This window comes from Streptococcus oralis subsp. tigurinus, from assembly GCF_002096275.1.
GTDB classification, from domain to species: domain Bacteria; phylum Bacillota; class Bacilli; order Lactobacillales; family Streptococcaceae; genus Streptococcus; species Streptococcus oralis_CN.
In genome coordinates this window covers 12,064-30,803 of record NZ_NCUG01000013.1, presented here as the reverse complement: position 1 = coordinate 30,803, position 18,740 = coordinate 12,064, and the positions used below count along the sequence as shown (strand labels likewise).

Here is an 18,740-nt window from a genome sequence, read left to right as displayed (position 1 = left end):
ATGAAGATTATTGTACCTGCAACCAGTGCCAATATTGGGCCAGGTTTTGACTCGGTCGGTGTAGCTGTTACCAAGTATCTTCAAATTGAGATCTGTGAAGAACGGGATGAGTGGCTGATTGAACACCAGATTGGCAAATGGATTCCCCATGACGAGCGTAATCTCTTGCTCAAGATTGCCTTGCAAATTGCGCCTGACTTGCAACCGAGACGTTTGAAAATGACCAGCGATGTTCCCTTGGCGCGTGGTTTGGGTTCTTCAAGCTCGGTTATCGTTGCTGGGATTGAACTGGCCAACCAACTGGGCAATCTCAACTTATCTAACCACGACAAATTGCAGTTGGCTACCAAGATTGAAGGGCATCCTGATAATGTAGCTCCAGCCATTTATGGTAATCTCGTTATTGCAAGTTCAGTTGAAGGTCAAGTCTCTGCGATTGTGGCAGACTTCCCAGAGTGTGATTTTTTAGCTTACATTCCCAACTATGAATTGCGTACCCGAGACAGCCGTGGTGTCTTGCCTAAGAAATTGTCCTACAAGGAAGCTGTTGCAGCTAGTTCTATCGCCAATGTGGCGGTTGCAGCCTTGTTAGCAGGAGATATGGTGACAGCTGGCCAAGCGATTGAGGGAGACCTCTTCCACGAGCGCTATCGTCAAAGTCTGGTCCGTGAATTTGCGACGATTAAGCAAGTAGCTAAAGAGAATGGTGCCTATGCAACCTACCTCTCTGGTGCTGGGCCAACAGTTATGGTCTTAGCTTCTCACGACAAGATACCGAAGATTAAGGCAGAATTGGAAAAGCAACCTTTCAAAGGCAAACTTCATAATTTGAAAGTTGATACCCAAGGTGTCCGTGTCGAAACAAAGTAAAGAAATAGAAGATAGGATGGGGAAACTCTTGATTAGAGGGCTTCCTATCCTTTTTTTGAAAAGAAGTTTATACTCAATGAAAATCAAAGAGCAAACTAGGAGCTAGCCGCAGGTTGCTCAAAACATGGTTTTGAGGTTGTAGATGAAACTGACGAAGTCAGCTCAAAACACTGTTTTGAGGTTGTAGATAAGACTGACGAAGTCAGTCACATATATACGCTAAGGCGACGCTGACGTGGTTTGAAGAGATTTTCGAAGAGTATTAGTTAAAAACTTGATAAAGGAGAAACAAAGATGGCAGAAATTTATCTAGCAGGTGGTTGTTTTTGGGGTTTAGAGGAATATTTTTCCCGTATTTCTGGAGTGCTAGCAACCAGTGTAGGCTACGCTAATGGGCAAGTCGAAACAACTAATTACCAGTTGCTCAAGGAAACAGACCATGCAGAGACTGTTCAAGTGATTTATGATGAGAAAGTAGTGTCACTAAGAGAGATTTTGCTTTATTATTTCCGTGTTATTGATCCCTTGTCTATTAACCAGCAGGGGAATGACCGTGGTCGCCAATATCGAACTGGGATCTATTATCAGGATGAAGCAGACTTGCCGGCTATCTACACAGTGGTGCAGGAGCAGGAGCGTATGCTGGGTCGAAAGATTGCAGTAGAGGTGGAGAAACTTCGGCACTACATTTTGGCTGAAGACTACCACCAAGACTATCTCAAGAAAAATCCTTCAGGTTATTGTCATATCGATGTGACAGATGCTGAGAAGCCATTGATTGACGCCTCAAATTATGAAAAGCCTAGTCAAGAAGTGTTAAGGGAAAGTTTGTCAGCAGAGTCTTACCGTGTCACCCAAGAAGCTGCAACAGAGGCTCCATTTAGCAATGCTTATGACCAGACCTTTGAAGAAGGGATTTATGTAGACATCACGACTGGCGAGCCACTCTTTTTTGCCAAGGATAAGTTCGCTTCAGGTTGTGGTTGGCCAAGTTTTAGTCGTCCGATTTCTAAGGAATTGATTCACTACTACAAGGACCTGAGTCATGGAATGGAGCGAATCGAGGTTCGTTCTCGGTCAGGTAATGCTCACTTGGGTCATGTTTTCACAGATGGACCTCAGGAGTTAGGTGGTCTGCGTTACTGTATTAATTCTGCTTCCTTACGCTTTGTAGCCAAGGATGAGATGGAAAAAGCAGGATATGGCTATCTATTACCTTACTTAAACAAATAAAACTGAGGGTGGGCGCTTCCCACTTTCTTCATTTCCAGAATAATACTCTTCGAAAATCAAATTCAAACCACGTCAACGTCGCCTTGCCGTACTCAAGTACAGCCTGCGGCTAATTTCCTAGTTTGCTTTTTGATTTTCATTGAGTATAAGAATAGAAGAGAACTATGAAACACCTACTATCATACTTTAAACCCTACATCAGGGAATCGATTTTAGCACCCTTGTTCAAGCTGTTAGAAGCTGTGTTTGAGCTCTTGGTTCCCATGGTGATTGCAGGGATTGTTGACCAATCCTTGCCTCAGAGAGATCAAGGACACCTCTGGATGCAGATTGGCCTGCTCCTTATCTTTGCCGTGATTGGTGTTTTAGTGGCCTTGGTAGCCCAGTTTTACTCAGCTAAGGCTGCGGTGGGTTTTGCCAAGGAATTGACAGATGACCTTTATCGTCATATTCTTTCCTTACCCAAGGATAGCAGAGATCGTTTGACAACTTCTAGCTTGGTGACTCGCTTGACTTCGGATACTTACCAGATTCAGACTGGGATCAATCAATTCCTGCGTCTCTTTTTGCGAGCGCCTATTATCGTTTTTGGAGCCATTTTTATGGCCTATCGCATCTCAGCTGAGCTGACTTTCTGGTTCTTAGTCATGGTTGTCATTCTGACCATTGTCATTGTCGGTCTCTCTCGACTGGTCAATCCTCTCTACAGTAGTCTCAGAAAGAAAACGGACCAGCTGGTTCAGGAAACGCGCCAGCAATTGCAAGGAATGCGAGTTATTCGTGCTTTTGGCCAGGAAAAACGAGAGTTACAGATTTTTCAAACCCTTAACCAAGTCTATGCTAGATTACAAGAAAAGACAGGCTTCTGGTCTAGTTTATTAACACCTCTGACCTATCTGATTGTCAATGGGACTCTCCTCGTTATCATCTGGCAGGGCTATATTTCTATTCAAGGAGGTTTACTCAGTCAAGGTGCTCTCATTGCTCTTATCAACTACCTCTTGCAGATTTTGGTGGAATTGGTTAAGCTCGCCATGCTGATCAATTCCCTCAACCAATCCTATATCTCAGCCAAGCGAATCGAGGAAGTCTTCGCCGAAGCTCCAGAGGATATTCATTCAGAATTAGAACAAAAACAAGTTACCAGTGATCGGGTTTTGCAAGTCAAAGAATTAACCTTTACCTATCCTGATGCGGCTCAACCTTCTCTGAGAGATATTTCCTTTAATATGAAGCAAGGGCAAATCCTTGGTATCATTGGGGGTACGGGTTCAGGTAAATCAAGCTTGGTGCAAGTCTTACTTGGTCTTTATCCAGTAGATAAGGGGAGCATTGACCTTTATCGAGATGGACGTAGTCCTCGTAATCTTGAGCAGTGGCGGTCTTGGATTGCCTATGTACCTCAAAAAGTCGAACTCTTTAAAGGAACTATTCGTTCCAATTTGACATTAGGTTTCAATCAAGAAGTATCTGACCAAGAACTCTGGCAGGCCTTGGAAATTGCGCAAGCTAAGGATTTTGTCAGTGAAAAGGAAGGACTTTTGGATGCCACTGTTGAGGCAGGAGGGCGAAATTTCTCAGGCGGACAAAAACAAAGGCTATCTATTGCCCGAGCAGTCTTGCGCCAAGCTCCATTTCTCATCCTAGATGATGCGACCTCGGCCCTCGACACCATTACCGAGTCCAAGCTCTTGAAAGCTATTAGAGAAAATCTGCCAAATACGAGCTTAATCTTGATTTCTCAACGAACGTCTACACTTCAGATGGCTGACCAGATTCTCCTCTTGGAAAAAGGTGAGTTACTAGCTGTTGGCAAGCACGAGGAATTGATGAAGACTAGCCAAGTCTATCGCGAAATCAATGCATCCCAACATGGAAAGGAGGACTAGCATGAAACGACAAACCGCAAACCAGACGCTCAAACGTTTGGCCATAGATTTAGCAAGCCATCCCTTCCTCCTTTTCCTAGCCTTTCTAGGAACTATTGCCCAAGTTGGTTTATCAATTTACCTACCTATTCTAATTGGGCAGGTCATTGACCAGGTCCTGGTGGCTGGTTCATCACCAGTTTTTTGGCAGATTTTCATCCAGATGATTTTGGTAGTCATAGGAAATACTCTGGTACAATGGGCCAATCCTCTTCTTTATAATCGCCTAATCTTCTCTTATACTAAAGATTTACGAGAGCGAATCATTCATAAACTCCATCGTTTACCGATTGCTTTTGTGGATCGGCAGGGCAGTGGAGAGATGGTTAGTCGTGTGACTACAGACATAGAACAGCTGGCAGCCGGCTTGACCATGATTTTTAACCAATTTTTCATTGGTGTTTTGATAATTTTGGTTAGTATTCTAGCCATGCTCCAAATTCACCTCCTCATGACCCTCTTGGTCTTGTTGTTGACGCCACTGTCCATGGTGATTTCACGCTTTATTGCCAAACGTTCCTATCATCTCTTTCAGAAGCAAACAGAGACCAGGGGGATTCAGACTCAGTTGATTGAAGAATCGCTTAGCCAGCAGACTATTATCCAGTCCTTTAATGCTCAGACAGAGTTTATCCAAAGACTGCACGAGGCGAATGGCAACTACGCAGGTTATTCTCAGTCAGCCATCTTTTATTCATCAACGGTTAATCCTTCAACTCGCTTTGTCAATGCGCTCATTTATGCGCTTCTAGCTGGAGTAGGAGCTTATCGTATCATGATGGGTTCAACCTTGACCATCGGACGTTTAGTAACTTTTTTGAACTATGTTCAGCAGTATACCAAGCCCTTTAACGATATTTCTTCAGTGCTAGCTGAGTTGCAAAGTGCTCTCGCTTGTGCAGAGCGTGTTTATGCTGTTTTAGAAAGTCCTGAGGTTGTTGAAACAGGTAAGGAAGTCTTGACCAGCGACCAAGTCAAGGGAGCTATTTCCTTTAAACATATTTCTTTTGGATACAATCCTGAGAAGATCTTGATTAAGGATTTGTCTATCGATATCCCAGCTGGTAGCAAGGTAGCTATCGTTGGTCCGACAGGTGCTGGTAAGTCAACTCTTATCAATCTCCTCATGCGTTTTTATCCCATTAACTCGGGAGATATCTTGCTAGACGGTCGTTCCATTTACGACTATACCCGAGCGTCATTGAGACAGCAGTTTGGCATGGTGCTCCAAGAAACCTGGCTCAAGCAAGGAACCATTCATGATAATATTGCCTTTGGAAATCCTGATGCCAGTCGGGAGCAGGTGATTGCTGCTGCAAAGGCAGCCAATGCAGACTTTTTCATCCAACAGTTGCCACAGGGATACGATACTAAGTTGGAAAATTCAGGGGAATCTCTCTCTGTCGGTCAAGCTCAGCTCTTGACCATCGCCCGAGTCTTTCTAGCTATCCCAAAGATTCTTATCTTAGACGAGGCGACATCATCCATCGATACACGGACAGAAGTGCTAGTTCAGGATGCCTTTGCCAAACTCATGAAGGGGCGCACAAGTTTTATCATTGCTCACCGTTTGTCAACCATTCAGGATGCGGATTTGATTCTTGTCTTGGTAGATGGTGACATTGTGGAACATGGCAATCATCAAGAGCTCATGGCTAGAAAGGGCAAGTATTACCAAATGCAAAAAGCAGCAGCTTTTAGCTATGAATAATCCTTTCTATTTTGAAATCTTATGGACAAAAAAGGTTGCCTTCGGGTGACTTTTTTGTTACAATAGCTAGAAAAATCAGGGTCTTAGAAGGAGAAAACAATGAAAGTCTATCAGCATGTAAATATCGTGACTTGTGATCAAGATTTCCATGTTTATTTGGATGGTGTCTTAGCCGTTAAGGATTCCCAAATTGTCTATGTCGGTCAAGAAAAGCCAGAGATTTTAGAGCAAGCTGAGCAGATTATAGACTATCAAGGAGGCTGGATTATGCCTGGTTTGGTCAATTGCCATACCCACTCTGCTATGACAGGCTTGCGAGGGATCCGGGATGATAGTAATCTCCATGAATGGCTCAATAACTATATTTGGCCAGCAGAAGCAGGATTTACTCCCGATATGACTACCAAGGCAGTCAAAGAAGCTCTGACAGAGATGCTCCAGTCAGGGACAACAACCTTCAACGATATGTATAATCCTAATGGTGTGGATATTGAGAGAATTTATCAGGTAGTTAAGGCATCTAAGATGCGTTGTTATTTCTCACCGACCCTCTTTTCTTCAGGGACAGAAACAACTGCTGAGACCATAAGTAGAACACGGTCCATCATAGAGGAAATCTTAGGATATGAAAATTCAAATTTCAAGGTTATGGTAGCTCCACATTCTCCCTACAGTTGTAGTAGAAACTTGCTGGAAGCGAGCTTAGATATGGCAAAAGAGCTGGACATTCCCATCCACATCCATGTGGCGGAGACCAAGGAGGAATCAGGAATTATCCTGAAACGTTATGGCAAACGCCCCCTCGCCTTTCTAGAAGAACTGGGTTACTTAGATTATCCGTCTGTTTTTGCTCATGGGGTCGAACTAAACGAACAAGAAATTGAACGTTTGGCAACCTCTCAAGTGGCTATCGCCCACAATCCTATCAGTAATCTAAAACTGGCCTCAGGAATCGCTCCAATCATCCAACTCCAAAAAGCAGGAGTAGCAGTGGGGATTGCGACTGACTCGGTTGCTTCCAATAACAATCTAGATATGTTTGAGGAAGGACGGACAGCAGCCCTCCTTCAGAAAATGAAGAGTGGAGATGCCAGCCAATTCCCTATCGAGACAGCCCTTAAGGCACTGACAATCGAAGGTGCTAAGGTTCTTGGGATGGAAGATCAGATAGGAAGTCTGGAAGTTGGTAAGCAGGCAGATTTTCTGGTCATTAATCCTCAAGGAAAAATCCATCTCCAACCTCAGAAAAATATGCTCTCTCACCTCGTATACGCAGTCAAATCCAGTGATGTTGATGATGTCTATATTGCAGGAGAGCAGGTTGTCAAGGAAGGTCAAGTTTTGACAGTAGAAATTTAAAAAAATTTCAAAAAAAGTTTGCAAAAATCTTGCATTCTTTTTTTGTCTATGCTATACTTATATACGGTTTGAAAAAACTGCCTAAGACAGTAGGGGAGCTCGACTCATAAAGATCCTACCGAGGACAAAACGTATCATGTAAAAAGAAGCGTATTGTACTTTCGTGTCTAGGTTTGGGCGCGTTTTTCTTTTGAAAAAATTCCCCAAGCAAAATAATTACGGAGGTGAACACACTAATGAGTGAAGCAATTATTGCTAAAAAAGCGGAACTAGTTGACGTAGTAGCTGAAAAAATGAAAGCTGCTGCATCTATCGTCGTTGTAGACGCTCGTGGTTTGACAGTTGATCAAGATACAGTTCTTCGTCGTGAGCTTCGTGGAAGCGAAGTTGAGTATAAAGTTATTAAAAACTCAATCTTGCGTCGTGCAGCTGAAAAAGCTGGTCTTGAAGATCTTGCATCAGTATTTGTTGGACCATCTGCCGTAGCATTTTCTAATGAAGATGTTATCGCGCCAGCGAAAATCTTGAACGACTTTGCTAAAAACGCTGAAGCACTTGAAATCAAAGGTGGTGCAATTGAAGGCGCTGTCGCATCTAAAGAAGAAATCGTTGCTCTTGCAACTCTTCCAAACCGCGAAGGACTTCTTTCTATGCTCCTTTCTGTACTTCAAGCGCCAGTGCGCAACGTTGCTCTTGCAGTCAAAGCGGTTGCAGACAACAAAGAAGACGCAGCTTAATCTTAAGCTACGCAGCGTAGCATAGCTACGAAAAAACTATTATAATTAAAAACTTATTTGGAGGAAATAACAATGGCATTGAACATTGAAAACATTATTGCTGAAATTAAAGAAGCTTCAATCCTTGAATTGAACGACCTTGTAAAAGCTATCGAAGAAGAATTTGGTGTAACTGCAGCTGCTCCTGTAGCTGTAGCTGCAGCTGGTGCTGCTGACGCTGGTGCTGCTAAAGATTCATTTGACGTTGAATTGACAGCTGCTGGTGACAAAAAAGTTGGCGTTATCAAAGCTGTACGTGAAATCACTGGTCTTGGACTTAAAGAAGCTAAAGAACTTGTTGATGGTGCACCAGGTGTCATCAAAGAAGGCGTTCCAACTGCAGAAGCTGAAGAAATCAAAGCTAAATTGGAAGAAGCTGGAGCTTCAGTTACTCTTAAATAATAGAGCAACTACATTAGTAGCTTAAAAACATGATTAAACCGCTATTCTTAGGATTAGCGGTTTTCTTTATAATTGAAAAGAGAAAATTTATAAAGTGTCTCCAGTTGTTCCATAAGATTTTCATCATAAAGTTCTGGAGTTTGATTAGAGAACCATGTCAATCAAACTCCAACGCTCGATAAAGCGATGATGTATCTGTGGAAGGAGATTATGTTTGCTAAGGTATTTTTTGCAGAAATAGTGGTACAATATCCTTAGAATAGTTCAAAATTTATCTTTGCTAGGGGAAAGGGAGATTGAACTCCCTGATGCATCCGTCTTAGTATGGGATTAATGTCCTATAAAAAGGAAATGTTATAAAGGTGATATTGATGGAAAGATATGAATTTACAGCGACAACAGCAAAATCAGATATAATAATTGGTATCCTTTTTCCCATGTTCCTCATGCTTCCTGTATTGGGAATACAGTTGGCTATATTCTATTTAAAACTGAATGATTTTTTTAAATCACAACCTCTTTTTCTTTATACGATAGTATTAGTATTTTTTGGTATTAGTTTTCTTTTAATTAAAAAAATACAAGGTAATCTAGTGAAGAATTTTGTCGTAGAATTATCTGGAAGAAATATTAGGATTTGGTGTGATGGAAAGGAGATTGTATCAGGAGAAGTTGTTTTCTGTAGGATAAAAAATAAGGAGCCTAAACTGGGGGCGAGAGCCTTAAATGTAGACATAGACACCAAGGGGGATAACATTAAATTTCGAGTTCGGTCTAAGGAATATGAAAGTTTATCATCTTCTACTTGGAATCCTCTCGGGACAAGCAAACCCTCTGATGTAGAAACGTTATTATCTTTGGGCAAAAAAATAAAAAATGCTATGGAAGAAGAAGTTTTGATAGAAGATGAAGCTTCAAAAAAACCTCGATCGTTTTGATTTAAAATGGGTAAACCTACTTGAAATTATAGTCTGATACGAAAGATTTAGTATGTCATTTTTTCCAAAAGTTACTAGAATTTTGATAGAAATTCAATTTTCTTCTTGACCCTGACCTTGGGTAAGGGATTATACTAATAGTAGATAAGAAAGGAGATTACTATGAAAATCAATATGATTCGTTCAGATAAAGTTTATCAAGAGATGCTAGAGCTACCCTTAGAAAAGAGAGAAGGTTGCTTTCGAGCCAAAATATTAGCACCTTTTGCAACGAAATACCAAACTCAACACATTCCTTTAAAAGCGAAGTATCCTGGAGGATTTGATGCTCTGTTTCTACTTGGCTTTATGAATCAGTTGCCTGCAACTCTCTCGGAAAAGGATAGACCGGCTATCGACGCTCTAAGTTCTGATCAACTCTGGCAAAATTGTCAAGATACCATCAAGAGGAGTATTGGTCTTTTTGAGCAAGCTGGCTATGATTTAGAGGTTGAGGATTACCATTTTACTATTTTATTGGGCAACCCTGAAAAGGCCATGTTACAGCTCAATAAGGGTTATAGCGGAGATGGTGGAATTCCAGGTTACCTCATGCTTAGTCTGCTACCGAATGACTATACTTTGCCACGTGTGCAAGCGGCTCTGGCCCACGAGTGCAATCATAATGTCCGCTTCCAATTTATCAAATGGAACCAGCAGACGACACTAGCAGACTGGGTAGTCAGTGAAGGATTGGCAGAGTCTTTTGCAGCTGAGCTCTATGGCAAAGATCTCATTGGGCCTTGGGTCACTTCAACCAGTCCAGAGCAGTTAGAAGAGATTAAGCCCATCATCTCAAGTCAGCTTCAGCTAACTGGGATGGCAGAAATGGCTCCTTATCTCTACGGTGATGAAATTGCTGAGATTCAAGGTCAAATACCGGTTGGAATGCCCTATGCTGCGGGCTATGCTTATGGTTATCATTTGATACAAGCTTATCTGAAAAAGACTGGCAAGAGCATTATTGAGGCTACAGTGACACCTACAGAAGAGATTTTAGAGGCGACGAAAGACTTTTGGAAATGACACTTTTGCTTGCAAATCTACCAGAGTTTGATATAATGTAGGTAATTTCTGGAGGTGACTATATGCACTATAAAAGAATTGAATTGAAGGTGACAGATCAAGGAATTCATGAGCGCAAGATTTTTCAAGGTGTTAAGATTTTCAGCCGTAGCAAGTTATCTAAAGATCAGAAAAGCATTCTAACACAGAAGATTTACCTGACTCCGAAGCAAAACATCGTTTACTATCAACGGACAGATGTCAATTATGACCAGAACTGGCAGCATAATAAGGACTATTACGAATTAGTTTATGGTCAGTTGGACAGAGAGATTGTTTTTAAGGTTTGTCAAGATTTTGACGAACTAAGTCCTTTTCTGGAGAATGAGCTACTGGAGAAGTTAAAAGAAAAGCAGTCAATAGGCAAATTTTTTGAAAAATTAGATATATAAAAATCCGGCTGCTTTTATAAGCAGTCGGATTTCTTTGAGTTCTAGTTTGATAATCTTTCATAAGGGAAAATAGCTCTATTTTTATCATGAGTAGCTAACTTAGTTAAAAGTTTTGGAAACAGTATAGTTGAAATCTATGAAGAATAAGTGTATAATCGAGAAAAATGATTGAGTGCTCACTCAATTTTGTAGATGTGTAAAGGAGTTCATACAATGGTTGTTCAAGCAATACAATATAGTCGTTTCGGTGATGAAGAAGTGTTAGATTTAGTGAACATTAAATCTGATTCTTTGAAAGTGAATCAAGTTAGGGTAGAAGTTCATGCAGTTGGTTTAAATCCTATTGATTATAAGACTTTTGAAGGTGCAAAGCCACTCCGATTTCTATCTTTTATGACAAAACTCAGGAAGCCAAGTAGTTGGTTTGAGTCAAAATCATCTCTTTTTCCAAGAGGTGTTGGTCGGGATTTTGCTGGAGTTATCACAGAAATCGGTGAAGGAGTAAAGCGGTTTGCAGTAGGCGATAAGGTTTTTGGTACAATGATCAGTGACCCTGGATTGGGGACCAAGAGGGGAGCTTTGGCAACAGAAGTTTGTGTCAATGAATCAGAAATTGTGTTGAAACCAGAGATGATTGATATGAACCATGCTGCTACTATGGGAGTGGCTTCCCTAACAGTGGGTGGTGCTTTTAGAAGAATCAACTTAAATCCTAAAGATGTTGTAGTGATTTCAGCGGCGGCAGGTGGTATTGGAAGTATTGCAGTACAGTATGCAGTTGCTAAGGGTGCAACAGTTATCGGAATTGCAAGTAAGAAGAATTCAGATTATCTGAAGTCTTTAGGTGCTATACCGGTAGCCTACGAAGAGAACATCCAGAATGCTCTTCTATCAGCAAGTGCAAAGCCAATTACAAAATTCTTGGATTGCTATGGAAGTGATTATGTTAAATTGGCTTTCAGTTTGGGATTGAAGGGCACGGCTATTGGAACGCTAGTACCTTCACCATATGTTATGATAAGAGGAGCTCAGTTCACGGGTCCGAGACATTCCACATATGATGATTTTAGAGTTCTAGCGGAAATGGTCTCAGATGGGAAGGTTCGGCTGAATATTGATCAGGTTTATGATTTTTCTCTAAAGTCTGTTAGAGAGGCATATCGTAGCCTGAAGTCGGGACATACTCGAGGTAAGAAAGTTGTAAAAGTAAGAGAGTAGCAGAGAGGTGCTAGTAATGGAAAGTTTAGAAGAAAAGTATGCCCAGACATTAGAAAATAGCAACCTGAGTTTAAAACAACGTCAAGTACTATTATCAAGTCTAAAGTTATTTTCAGAAATTGGCTTTGAAAATACAACAGCAAGCCTTATTGCTAAGGAGGCTGGAGTTTCAGAAGGGACCGTTTTTAGTTACTTTAAAACCAAGGAAGGCATCTTAGAAGCAATTTTGTCGACTTTTCTTGAGCAAGTTATTCCAGATGTTATTGCTGATTTTTCTGAGAAGAAATTTACAGCAAACCAAGAGTCTTTTCCGCTATTTTTAAGAAGTATTGTTCGGGATAGACTAGTTTTCATTCAGGAGAATCAAATGCAAGTTAAAATTCTCTTGAACCGTTCTTTTATTGATGAAACGATTTCTGACCAGTTAGGGAATGTTATTGTTCACTCTATCATTAAGTCAATTAGTCCGGTTCTGAATCAGTTTAAAGAAAATGGTGTTATCCGAGAGTGGTCAAACGAAAGAATTGTTCGCTATATTTTAGCCTTGAGTCTTTCTTATGCTCTTCCAATGATGTTGAATGATAATGAGGACCTAGACATAGATGAAGCAGTAAATGAAATAGTTGAATGCCTGTCTTTTGCCTTAGTAGAAGTAAAATAAATCTTGATTTTAAGCTGACTATTTTAAATAGTGAGCTTTTTTGAAGCCAACATAAAAATCCCCAATCATAATGATTGAGGATTAAGCAAATGAATCTTAAACAATACCTTGAGCAATCATAGCATTGGCTACATTTTCAAAGGCGGCGATATTGGCTCCTGCCAGATAATCAGTACCAAGACCGTATGTTTCAGCAGTTGTTTTAGCTGTATTAAAGATATTGGTCATGATATCTTTGAGACGTCCATCAACTTCTTCACGGGTCCATGAGAGGCGAAGGCTGTTTTGGCTCATTTCAAGCGCTGATACAGCTACACCACCAGCGTTGGCAGCTTTGGCTGGTCCGTAAAGGATTCCGTTTTCTTTGTAGACTTTAATCGCATCAAGGTCGCTAGGCATGTTGGCACCTTCTGATACGCAGATAATTCCTTGAGCAACCAAACGTTTAGCAGCTTCACCGTTGATTTCGTTTTGGGTCGCACATGGAAGAGCGATGTCGTAGTTTCCAGCATAAGTCCATACAGAACCTTCATGGTAAGTAGCAGTGGCTTTTTCAGCAGCGTACTCAGTCAAACGTGCACGACGGTTATTCTTCACATCTGCTAGAAGATCGAAGTCAATACCATTTTCGTCGATGACATAACCGTTTGAGTCAGATACAGAGATAACAGTAGCACCAAGTTCAGTCGCTTTTTGAAGAGCGTATTGGGCTACGTTACCAGAACCTGAAATCACAACCTTCTTACCAGCAAAGCTGTTACCGTTGGCTTTGAGCATTTCTTCAGTATAGTAAACCAAACCGTAACCAGTTGCTTCTGGACGAATCAAGCTACCACCGAATCCAAGAGGTTTACCAGTCAAGACACCCGCATCAAATTGGTTAAGACGTTTGTATTGTCCGTAAAGGTAACCAATTTCACGTCCACCAACACCGATATCGCCAGCTGGGACGTCAAGTGATGGTCCGATGTATTTTTGCAATTCAGTCATGAAGCTTTGGCAGAAGCGCATCACTTCAGCATCAGTCTTTCCTTTAGGATCGAAGTCTGATCCACCTTTACCTCCACCGATAGGAAGGCCAGTCAAGACGTTTTTAAAGATTTGTTCAAATCCGAGGAATTTCAAGATCCCTTGGTTTACAGTTGGGTGGAAACGAAGTCCGCCTTTATATGGTCCAACAGCTGAGTTGAATTGAACACGGTAACCACGGTTGACTTGTACTTTACCTTCACGGTCAACCCAAGGAACACGGAAAGAAATCACGCGCTCAGGCTCGGTGATACGTGCCAAGATGTTTTCTTCGATATACTCAGGGTGCTTTTCAAAGACAGGCTCCAAGGTACTGAAGAATTCTTCAACCGCCTGGAGAAATTCAGCCTCATGCCCGTTACGAGCTTTTACAGTTTCAAACACGCTTTGGATATATTCTTTAGCAGATGTCATATCGTTCTCCTTTTGTTGTCATATTTTATTACATGAGCCATTATAGCAGAATTTTTTTTCACTGTAAAGAAAAAAACAGAAATTTTCTAAAAATTCTTTCAATTTACATTCAGTAAATACTAAGATCATTATCAAAAAACGAACGTTTTCTCTAGAAATAACTTTCTCAAAGAGAAAACCTTAAAGTATGGTATAATATTAGAAATAAAAGGAATCTGGAGGATCAGAATCATGGTATCAACAAAAACACAAATAGCTGGCTTTGAGTTTGACAATTGCTTGATGAATGCAGCGGGTGTGGCTTGTATGACGATAGAGGAACTAGAAGGGGTCAAAAACTCAGCAGCAGGAACTTTTGTTACGAAGACTGCGACCTTGGACTTTCGTCAGGGCAATCCTGAGCCACGTTACCAGGATGTTCCACTTGGTTCTATCAACTCTATGGGTTTGCCAAATAATGGCTTAGACTATTATCTGGACTATCTTTTGGACTTGCAGGAAAAAGAGCCAAACCGAACTTTCTTTCTATCTTTAGTTGGCATGTCTCCAGAAGAAACACATACCATCTTGAAAAAAGTTCAAGAGAGTGAATTTAAAGGACTGACAGAGCTCAATCTCTCTTGTCCAAACGTTCCAGGAAAACCTCAGATTGCCTATGATTTTGAGACAACAGACCGTATCTTGTCAGAGGTATTTGCCTACTTTACCAAACCTCTCGGGATCAAATTGCCACCTTATTTTGATATTGTTCACTTTGATCAAGCAGCTGCTATTTTCAACAAATATCCGCTCAAGTTTGTCAACTGTGTCAACTCTATCGGAAACGGTCTTTATATAGAAGATGAATCGGTTGTCATTCGTCCTAAAAATGGTTTCGGTGGCATTGGTGGAGAGTATATCAAGCCAACCGCTTTAGCGAATGTCCATGCCTTCTACCAACGTCTCAATCCGCAAATCCAAATCATTGGAACGGGTGGTGTTCTAACGGGTCGTGATGCTTTTGAACATATCCTCTGTGGTGCTAGTATGGTGCAAGTAGGAACGACGCTCCACAAGGAAGGCGTTGGTGCTTTTGAACGCATTACCAATGAACTGAAAGCTATTATGGCGGAAAAAGGGTACGAGAGCCTAGAAGATTTCCGTGGGAAATTGCGCTATATTGATTAAGTTTAATAAAAAATAAGAAGAAAGGAGAGAAGATGCTAGCCATTGAAGACAGTCAGAAGTTGACTTTATCAAATCTATCTAGCTTGAACCTATTTACAGGGACAGATCAGGGTCAGTTTGAAGTTATGAAGAGTCAAGTGTTGAAGCAGATTGGTTATGATCCAGCTGATCTCAATTTTGCTTACTTTGATATGAAAGAAGTAGCTTATAAAGACTTAGAGTTGGAGTTGGTTAGTCTCCCTTTCTTTGCGGATGAAAAAATCGTGATATTAGATCATTTTGTCGATGTCACAACAGCCAAGAAACGTTTTTTAACAGATGATGAGCTCAAGTCATTTGAGGCATACCTTGACGATCCTTCGCCGACAACCAAGTTATTGATATTTGCGGAAGGAAAACTGGATAGTAAGAGACGGCTGGTCAAATTGCTTAAACGAGATGCGACTGTCTTTGATGCTATTGAACCCAAGGAACAAGAATTGCGCCAGTATTTCCAAAAGTGGAGCCAGAAACAAGGTCTGCAGTTTGTGGGGCAATCCTTTGAAAATCTACTCATCAAGTCTGGTTTTCAATTTAGTGAAATCCAGAAAAATCTCCTTTTTTTGCAGTCTTATAAGTCCGACGGAGTGATTGAGGAGAAGGATATTGTCGAGGCTATTCCCAAGACCTTACAGGACAATATTTTTGATTTGACTCAGTTTATCTTGGGTAAAAAGATTGACCAGGCGCGTGACTTGGTTAGAGATTTGACCTTGCAAGGGGAGGACGAAATCAAGCTCATAGCGGTCATGTTAGGACAGTTCCGAACCTTTACCCAAGTGAAAATTTTATCGGAGTCTGGGCAGACGGAATCGCAGATCGCAAGCAGTCTGGGAACTTACTTGGGGCGCAATCCTAATCCTTATCAAATCAAGTTTGCACTGAGAGATTCGAGAGGGATTTCCTTAGGTTTTCTCAAACAAGCAATTTCTTATCTAATTGAAGCAGACTATCAGATTAAGACAGGTGTCTATGAAAAAGGCTACCTTTTTGAGAGAGCGCTGTTACAGATATCTAGCCAAGCGTAATGAGCATATAACTTGAAAAAAAAGGATGATTGCGTTATCATCTTCATATAGAAAGAAAAAGAGGTATTACAGATGGCTATTATCTTACCAGACCTTCCATACGCGTATGACGCCTTGGAACCATATATCGATGCAGAAACAATGCACTTGCACCATGACAAGCACCATCAAACCTACGTCAACAATGCGAATGCTGCTCTTGAAAAACACCCTGAAATCGGTGAAGACCTTGAAGCCTTGCTTGCTGATGTAGAATCTATCCCAGCTGATATCCGCCAAGCGCTTATCAATAACGGTGGGGGACACTTGAACCACGCTCTTTTCTGGGAATTGATGACTCCTGAAAAAACAGCTCCTTCAGCAGAACTTGCAGCAGCAATCGATGCAACATTTGGTTCGTTTGAAGAGTTCCAAGCAGCCTTTACAGCAGTAGCTACAACTCGTTTCGGTTCTGGCTGGGCATGGTTGATTGTCAACAAAGAAGGGAAGCTTGAAGTGACTTCTACAGCAAACCAAGATACCCCAATCTCAGAAGGCAAAAAACCAATCTTGGGCTTGGACGTATGGGAACATGCTTACTACGTGAAATACCGCAACGTGCGTCCTGACTACATCAAAGCTTTCTTCTCAGTGATTAACTGGAATAAAGTAGACGAGCTTTACGCAGCAGCTAAATAATAAAATATGGAGGGAAGAATTGTTCTTCTCTTTTTAAGGTTATAAAGCAGAAGTCTGACAGAATCGTCAGACTTTTTTCATTTTCAGGATATTCGTGCCAACTGCTAGAAAATATGGTAGAATAGAGTGTTAAGTAATCGTGGAAAAGGAAAACTATGCGTAAAGAAATTGCACCTGAATTATACAACTATAACAAGTTTCCTGGCCCAGAATTTCAGGTAAATGGGGATAAGGTTGAGACTGAAGGGATTGCTTTTACCTTGGTTGAAAATATCAAGGATGCTTTCGATGTGACAGTCTTTAATCAGCGCTTTTCAGAAGTGTTGACCAAGTTTGATTATGTCGTGGGGGACTGGAGCAATGAACAGCTCCGTCTACGTGGCTTTTATAAAGACGACCGAACAGAGGAAAAAAATGAAAAGATCAGTCGCTTACAAGATTATCTTTTAGAGTACTGTAGTTATGGCTGTGCCTATTTTGTCCTTGAAAATCAAGCACCGAAACGGGCTTCATTTGACAAGAAAATGCGTAAAAAAGAGGAGGAAAACCCTTCTAGAAGAGGCAAGAAACCTTCGCAAAACAAGAGAAAACCAAATGCGGATAAGCGAAATAGACGTCGTCATAAGGACCAAAAGTCTCAGAAAGAGGACAAGGGACAGCGCCATTTTGTCATTCGTCAGAAATAGATAGAGAATAAGGAGAAGAGATGAAACCGTCTATTTATAGTTTAACACGTCAAACCATGCAAGAATGGGTATTAGAACAAGGAGAAAAGAAATTCCGTGCAGATCAAATCTGGGAATGGCTCTACCGTAAACGTGTCCAGTCATTTGAAGAAATGACCAATCTTTCCAAGGATTTGATTGCCAAGCTCAATGAGCAGTTTGTGGTCAATCCATTGAAACAACGCATCGTACAAGAGTCAGCTGACGGTACTGTTAAATATCTTTTCGAGTTGCCAGATGGCATGTTGATTGAGACAGTACTCATGCGTCAACACTATGGTTTGTCAGTCTGTGTGACCACTCAGGTTGGCTGTAATATTGGTTGTACCTTCTGTGCATCAGGCTTGATCAAGAAGCAACGTGACCTCAATAACGGGGAGATCGTAGCGCAAATCATGCTAGTTCAGAAATATTTTGATGAACGTGGTCAGGATGAACGTGTCAGCCATATCGTTGTTATGGGAATTGGTGAACCATTTGATAATTACAACAATGTTTTGAATTTTGTCCGTACCATCAATGATGACAAGGGGATGGCAATCGGTGCTCGTCACATCACGGTTTCAACCTCAGGTTTGGCCCATAAAATTCGTGACTTTGCTAATGAAGGCGTACAGGTTAATCTCGCTGTTTCCCTTCACGCACCCAATAATGAATTGCGCTCAAGCATCATGAAGATTAATCGTGCCTTTCCGATTGAAAAACTCTTCGCAGCTATTGAGTATTATATCGAAACAACAAATCGTCGTGTGACCTTTGAATACATCATGCTCAATGAAGTCAACGACGGTGTTGAACAAGCCTTGGAGCTGGCGGAATTGCTCAAGAACATCAAGAAATTGTCTTATGTAAACTTGATTCCCTATAACCCAGTTAGTGAACATGACCAATATAGCCGTAGTCCTAAAGAGCGCGTGATGGCCTTCTACGATACCCTCAAGAAAAAAGGGGTCAACTGTGTTGTTCGTCAAGAACATGGTACAGACATTGATGCAGCTTGTGGACAATTGCGCTCCAATACAATGAAACGTGACCGCCAGAAGGCAGTCGCAGCGGTAAAGCCATAAA

General features: G+C 41.2%; 18 protein-coding genes and 1 other annotated feature. Of the genes, 17 read left to right on the top strand and 1 reads right to left on the bottom strand.

All coding sequences use genetic code 11. From position 1 onward, the window contains the following. The 12 genes from thrB to B7725_RS00995 all read left to right on the top strand — a co-directional run bounded on the left by thrB (position 1) and on the right by B7725_RS00995 (position 12,592). Entirely contained in the window at positions 1-870 is an 870-nt protein-coding gene (gene thrB / locus B7725_RS01060) for a homoserine kinase (RefSeq protein ID WP_084874190.1), read from the top strand. Between the two features lie 294 nt (positions 871-1,164). Further along, a complete protein-coding gene (gene msrB, locus B7725_RS01050) occupies positions 1,165-2,103 on the top strand; it encodes a peptide-methionine (R)-S-oxide reductase MsrB (protein WP_084874189.1) in 939 nt (312 codons plus the stop codon). A gap of 164 nt (positions 2,104-2,267) precedes the next feature. Next, entirely contained in the window at positions 2,268-3,992 is a 1,725-nt protein-coding gene (locus B7725_RS01045) for an ABC transporter ATP-binding protein (protein ID WP_084874188.1), read from the top strand. A gap of 1 nt (position 3,993) precedes the next feature. Further along, positions 3,994-5,742: an ABC transporter ATP-binding protein gene (locus B7725_RS01040; protein ID WP_084874187.1), complete on the top strand. Its 1,749-nt coding sequence runs from the start codon at positions 3,994-3,996 to the stop codon at positions 5,740-5,742. Between the two features lie 99 nt (positions 5,743-5,841). After that, the gene (locus B7725_RS01035) at positions 5,842-7,101 is read left to right on the top strand and encodes a TRZ/ATZ family protein (RefSeq protein WP_084874186.1); all 1,260 of its coding nucleotides are present in this window, start codon (positions 5,842-5,844) and stop codon (positions 7,099-7,101) included. 62 nt (positions 7,102-7,163) lie between these two features. After that, positions 7,164-7,299, top strand: a sequence feature (ribosomal protein L10 leader region). Positions 7,300-7,337: 38 nt separating this feature from the next. Continuing rightward, entirely contained in the window at positions 7,338-7,838 is a 501-nt protein-coding gene (gene rplJ / locus B7725_RS01025) for a 50S ribosomal protein L10 (protein ID WP_001287266.1), read from the top strand. A gap of 72 nt (positions 7,839-7,910) precedes the next feature. Then, positions 7,911-8,279 (top strand): 50S ribosomal protein L7/L12, encoded by a 369-nt coding sequence (gene rplL / locus B7725_RS01020; RefSeq protein ID WP_001196962.1) that lies wholly within the window; start codon positions 7,911-7,913, stop codon positions 8,277-8,279. 371 nt (positions 8,280-8,650) lie between these two features. Continuing rightward, positions 8,651-9,217, top strand: a complete 567-nt coding sequence (locus tag B7725_RS01015; protein WP_084874185.1) for a hypothetical protein — start codon at positions 8,651-8,653, stop codon at positions 9,215-9,217. A 162-nt stretch (positions 9,218-9,379) separates the two neighbouring features. Beyond that, a complete protein-coding gene (locus B7725_RS01010) occupies positions 9,380-10,282 on the top strand; it encodes a DUF2268 domain-containing putative Zn-dependent protease (protein WP_084874184.1) in 903 nt (300 codons plus the stop codon). A gap of 62 nt (positions 10,283-10,344) precedes the next feature. Beyond that, positions 10,345-10,713 (top strand): EXLDI protein, encoded by a 369-nt coding sequence (locus B7725_RS01005; protein ID WP_084874183.1) that lies wholly within the window; start codon positions 10,345-10,347, stop codon positions 10,711-10,713. A 213-nt stretch (positions 10,714-10,926) separates the two neighbouring features. Next, positions 10,927-11,931, top strand: a complete 1,005-nt coding sequence (locus tag B7725_RS01000; protein ID WP_084874182.1) for an NADP-dependent oxidoreductase — start codon at positions 10,927-10,929, stop codon at positions 11,929-11,931. A 16-nt stretch (positions 11,932-11,947) separates the two neighbouring features. Then, positions 11,948-12,592 (top strand): TetR/AcrR family transcriptional regulator, encoded by a 645-nt coding sequence (locus B7725_RS00995; RefSeq protein ID WP_084874181.1) that lies wholly within the window; start codon positions 11,948-11,950, stop codon positions 12,590-12,592. Between the two features lie 96 nt (positions 12,593-12,688). On the opposite strand, the gene gdhA is transcribed toward B7725_RS00995, so the two are convergent. Then, on the bottom strand, positions 12,689-14,035 hold the full coding sequence (gene gdhA / locus B7725_RS00990) for an NADP-specific glutamate dehydrogenase (RefSeq protein ID WP_084874180.1): 1,347 nt from the start codon (positions 14,033-14,035) through the stop codon (positions 12,689-12,691). A gap of 231 nt (positions 14,036-14,266) precedes the next feature. On the opposite strand from gdhA, the gene B7725_RS00985 reads away from it, so the two are divergent. The 5 genes from B7725_RS00985 (at position 14,267) to rlmN (ending at position 18,739) form a co-directional block, all read left to right on the top strand. After that, a complete protein-coding gene (locus B7725_RS00985; protein WP_084874179.1) occupies positions 14,267-15,202 on the top strand; it encodes a dihydroorotate oxidase in 936 nt (311 codons plus the stop codon). Positions 15,203-15,234: 32 nt separating this feature from the next. Continuing rightward, a complete protein-coding gene (gene holA, locus B7725_RS00980) occupies positions 15,235-16,269 on the top strand; it encodes a DNA polymerase III subunit delta (protein ID WP_084874178.1) in 1,035 nt (344 codons plus the stop codon). Positions 16,270-16,341: 72 nt separating this feature from the next. Continuing rightward, on the top strand, positions 16,342-16,947 hold the full coding sequence (sodA, locus tag B7725_RS00975; protein ID WP_084874177.1) for a superoxide dismutase SodA: 606 nt from the start codon (positions 16,342-16,344) through the stop codon (positions 16,945-16,947). Between the two features lie 155 nt (positions 16,948-17,102). Next, a complete protein-coding gene (locus B7725_RS00970) occupies positions 17,103-17,633 on the top strand; it encodes a YutD family protein (protein WP_084874176.1) in 531 nt (176 codons plus the stop codon). 20 nt (positions 17,634-17,653) lie between these two features. Then, the gene (gene rlmN, locus B7725_RS00965; protein ID WP_084874175.1) at positions 17,654-18,739 is read left to right on the top strand and encodes a dual-specificity RNA methyltransferase RlmN; all 1,086 of its coding nucleotides are present in this window, start codon (positions 17,654-17,656) and stop codon (positions 18,737-18,739) included. Position 18,740: the final 1 nt, after the last annotated feature.

What these genes read in the sequence shown, in the direction of transcription:
- thrB (WP_084874190.1), top strand. Translation starts at nt 1, where the DNA reads ATGAAGATTATTGTACCTGCAACCAGTGCCAATATTGGGCCAGGTTTT.
- msrB (WP_084874189.1), top strand. Translation starts at nt 1,165, where the DNA reads ATGGCAGAAATTTATCTAGCAGGTGGTTGTTTTTGGGGTTTAGAGGAA.
- B7725_RS01045 (WP_084874188.1), top strand. Translation starts at nt 2,268, where the DNA reads ATGAAACACCTACTATCATACTTTAAACCCTACATCAGGGAATCGATT.
- B7725_RS01040 (WP_084874187.1), top strand. Translation starts at nt 3,994, where the DNA reads ATGAAACGACAAACCGCAAACCAGACGCTCAAACGTTTGGCCATAGAT.
- B7725_RS01035 (WP_084874186.1), top strand. Translation starts at nt 5,842, where the DNA reads ATGAAAGTCTATCAGCATGTAAATATCGTGACTTGTGATCAAGATTTC.
- rplJ (WP_001287266.1), top strand. Translation starts at nt 7,338, where the DNA reads ATGAGTGAAGCAATTATTGCTAAAAAAGCGGAACTAGTTGACGTAGTA.
- rplL (WP_001196962.1), top strand. Translation starts at nt 7,911, where the DNA reads ATGGCATTGAACATTGAAAACATTATTGCTGAAATTAAAGAAGCTTCA.
- B7725_RS01015 (WP_084874185.1), top strand. Translation starts at nt 8,651, where the DNA reads ATGGAAAGATATGAATTTACAGCGACAACAGCAAAATCAGATATAATA.
- B7725_RS01010 (WP_084874184.1), top strand. Translation starts at nt 9,380, where the DNA reads ATGAAAATCAATATGATTCGTTCAGATAAAGTTTATCAAGAGATGCTA.
- B7725_RS01005 (WP_084874183.1), top strand. Translation starts at nt 10,345, where the DNA reads ATGCACTATAAAAGAATTGAATTGAAGGTGACAGATCAAGGAATTCAT.
- B7725_RS01000 (WP_084874182.1), top strand. Translation starts at nt 10,927, where the DNA reads ATGGTTGTTCAAGCAATACAATATAGTCGTTTCGGTGATGAAGAAGTG.
- B7725_RS00995 (WP_084874181.1), top strand. Translation starts at nt 11,948, where the DNA reads ATGGAAAGTTTAGAAGAAAAGTATGCCCAGACATTAGAAAATAGCAAC.
- gdhA (WP_084874180.1), bottom strand. Translation starts at nt 14,035, where the DNA reads ATGACATCTGCTAAAGAATATATCCAAAGCGTGTTTGAAACTGTAAAA.
- B7725_RS00985 (WP_084874179.1), top strand. Translation starts at nt 14,267, where the DNA reads ATGGTATCAACAAAAACACAAATAGCTGGCTTTGAGTTTGACAATTGC.
- holA (WP_084874178.1), top strand. Translation starts at nt 15,235, where the DNA reads ATGCTAGCCATTGAAGACAGTCAGAAGTTGACTTTATCAAATCTATCT.
- sodA (WP_084874177.1), top strand. Translation starts at nt 16,342, where the DNA reads ATGGCTATTATCTTACCAGACCTTCCATACGCGTATGACGCCTTGGAA.
- B7725_RS00970 (WP_084874176.1), top strand. Translation starts at nt 17,103, where the DNA reads ATGCGTAAAGAAATTGCACCTGAATTATACAACTATAACAAGTTTCCT.
- rlmN (WP_084874175.1), top strand. Translation starts at nt 17,654, where the DNA reads ATGAAACCGTCTATTTATAGTTTAACACGTCAAACCATGCAAGAATGG.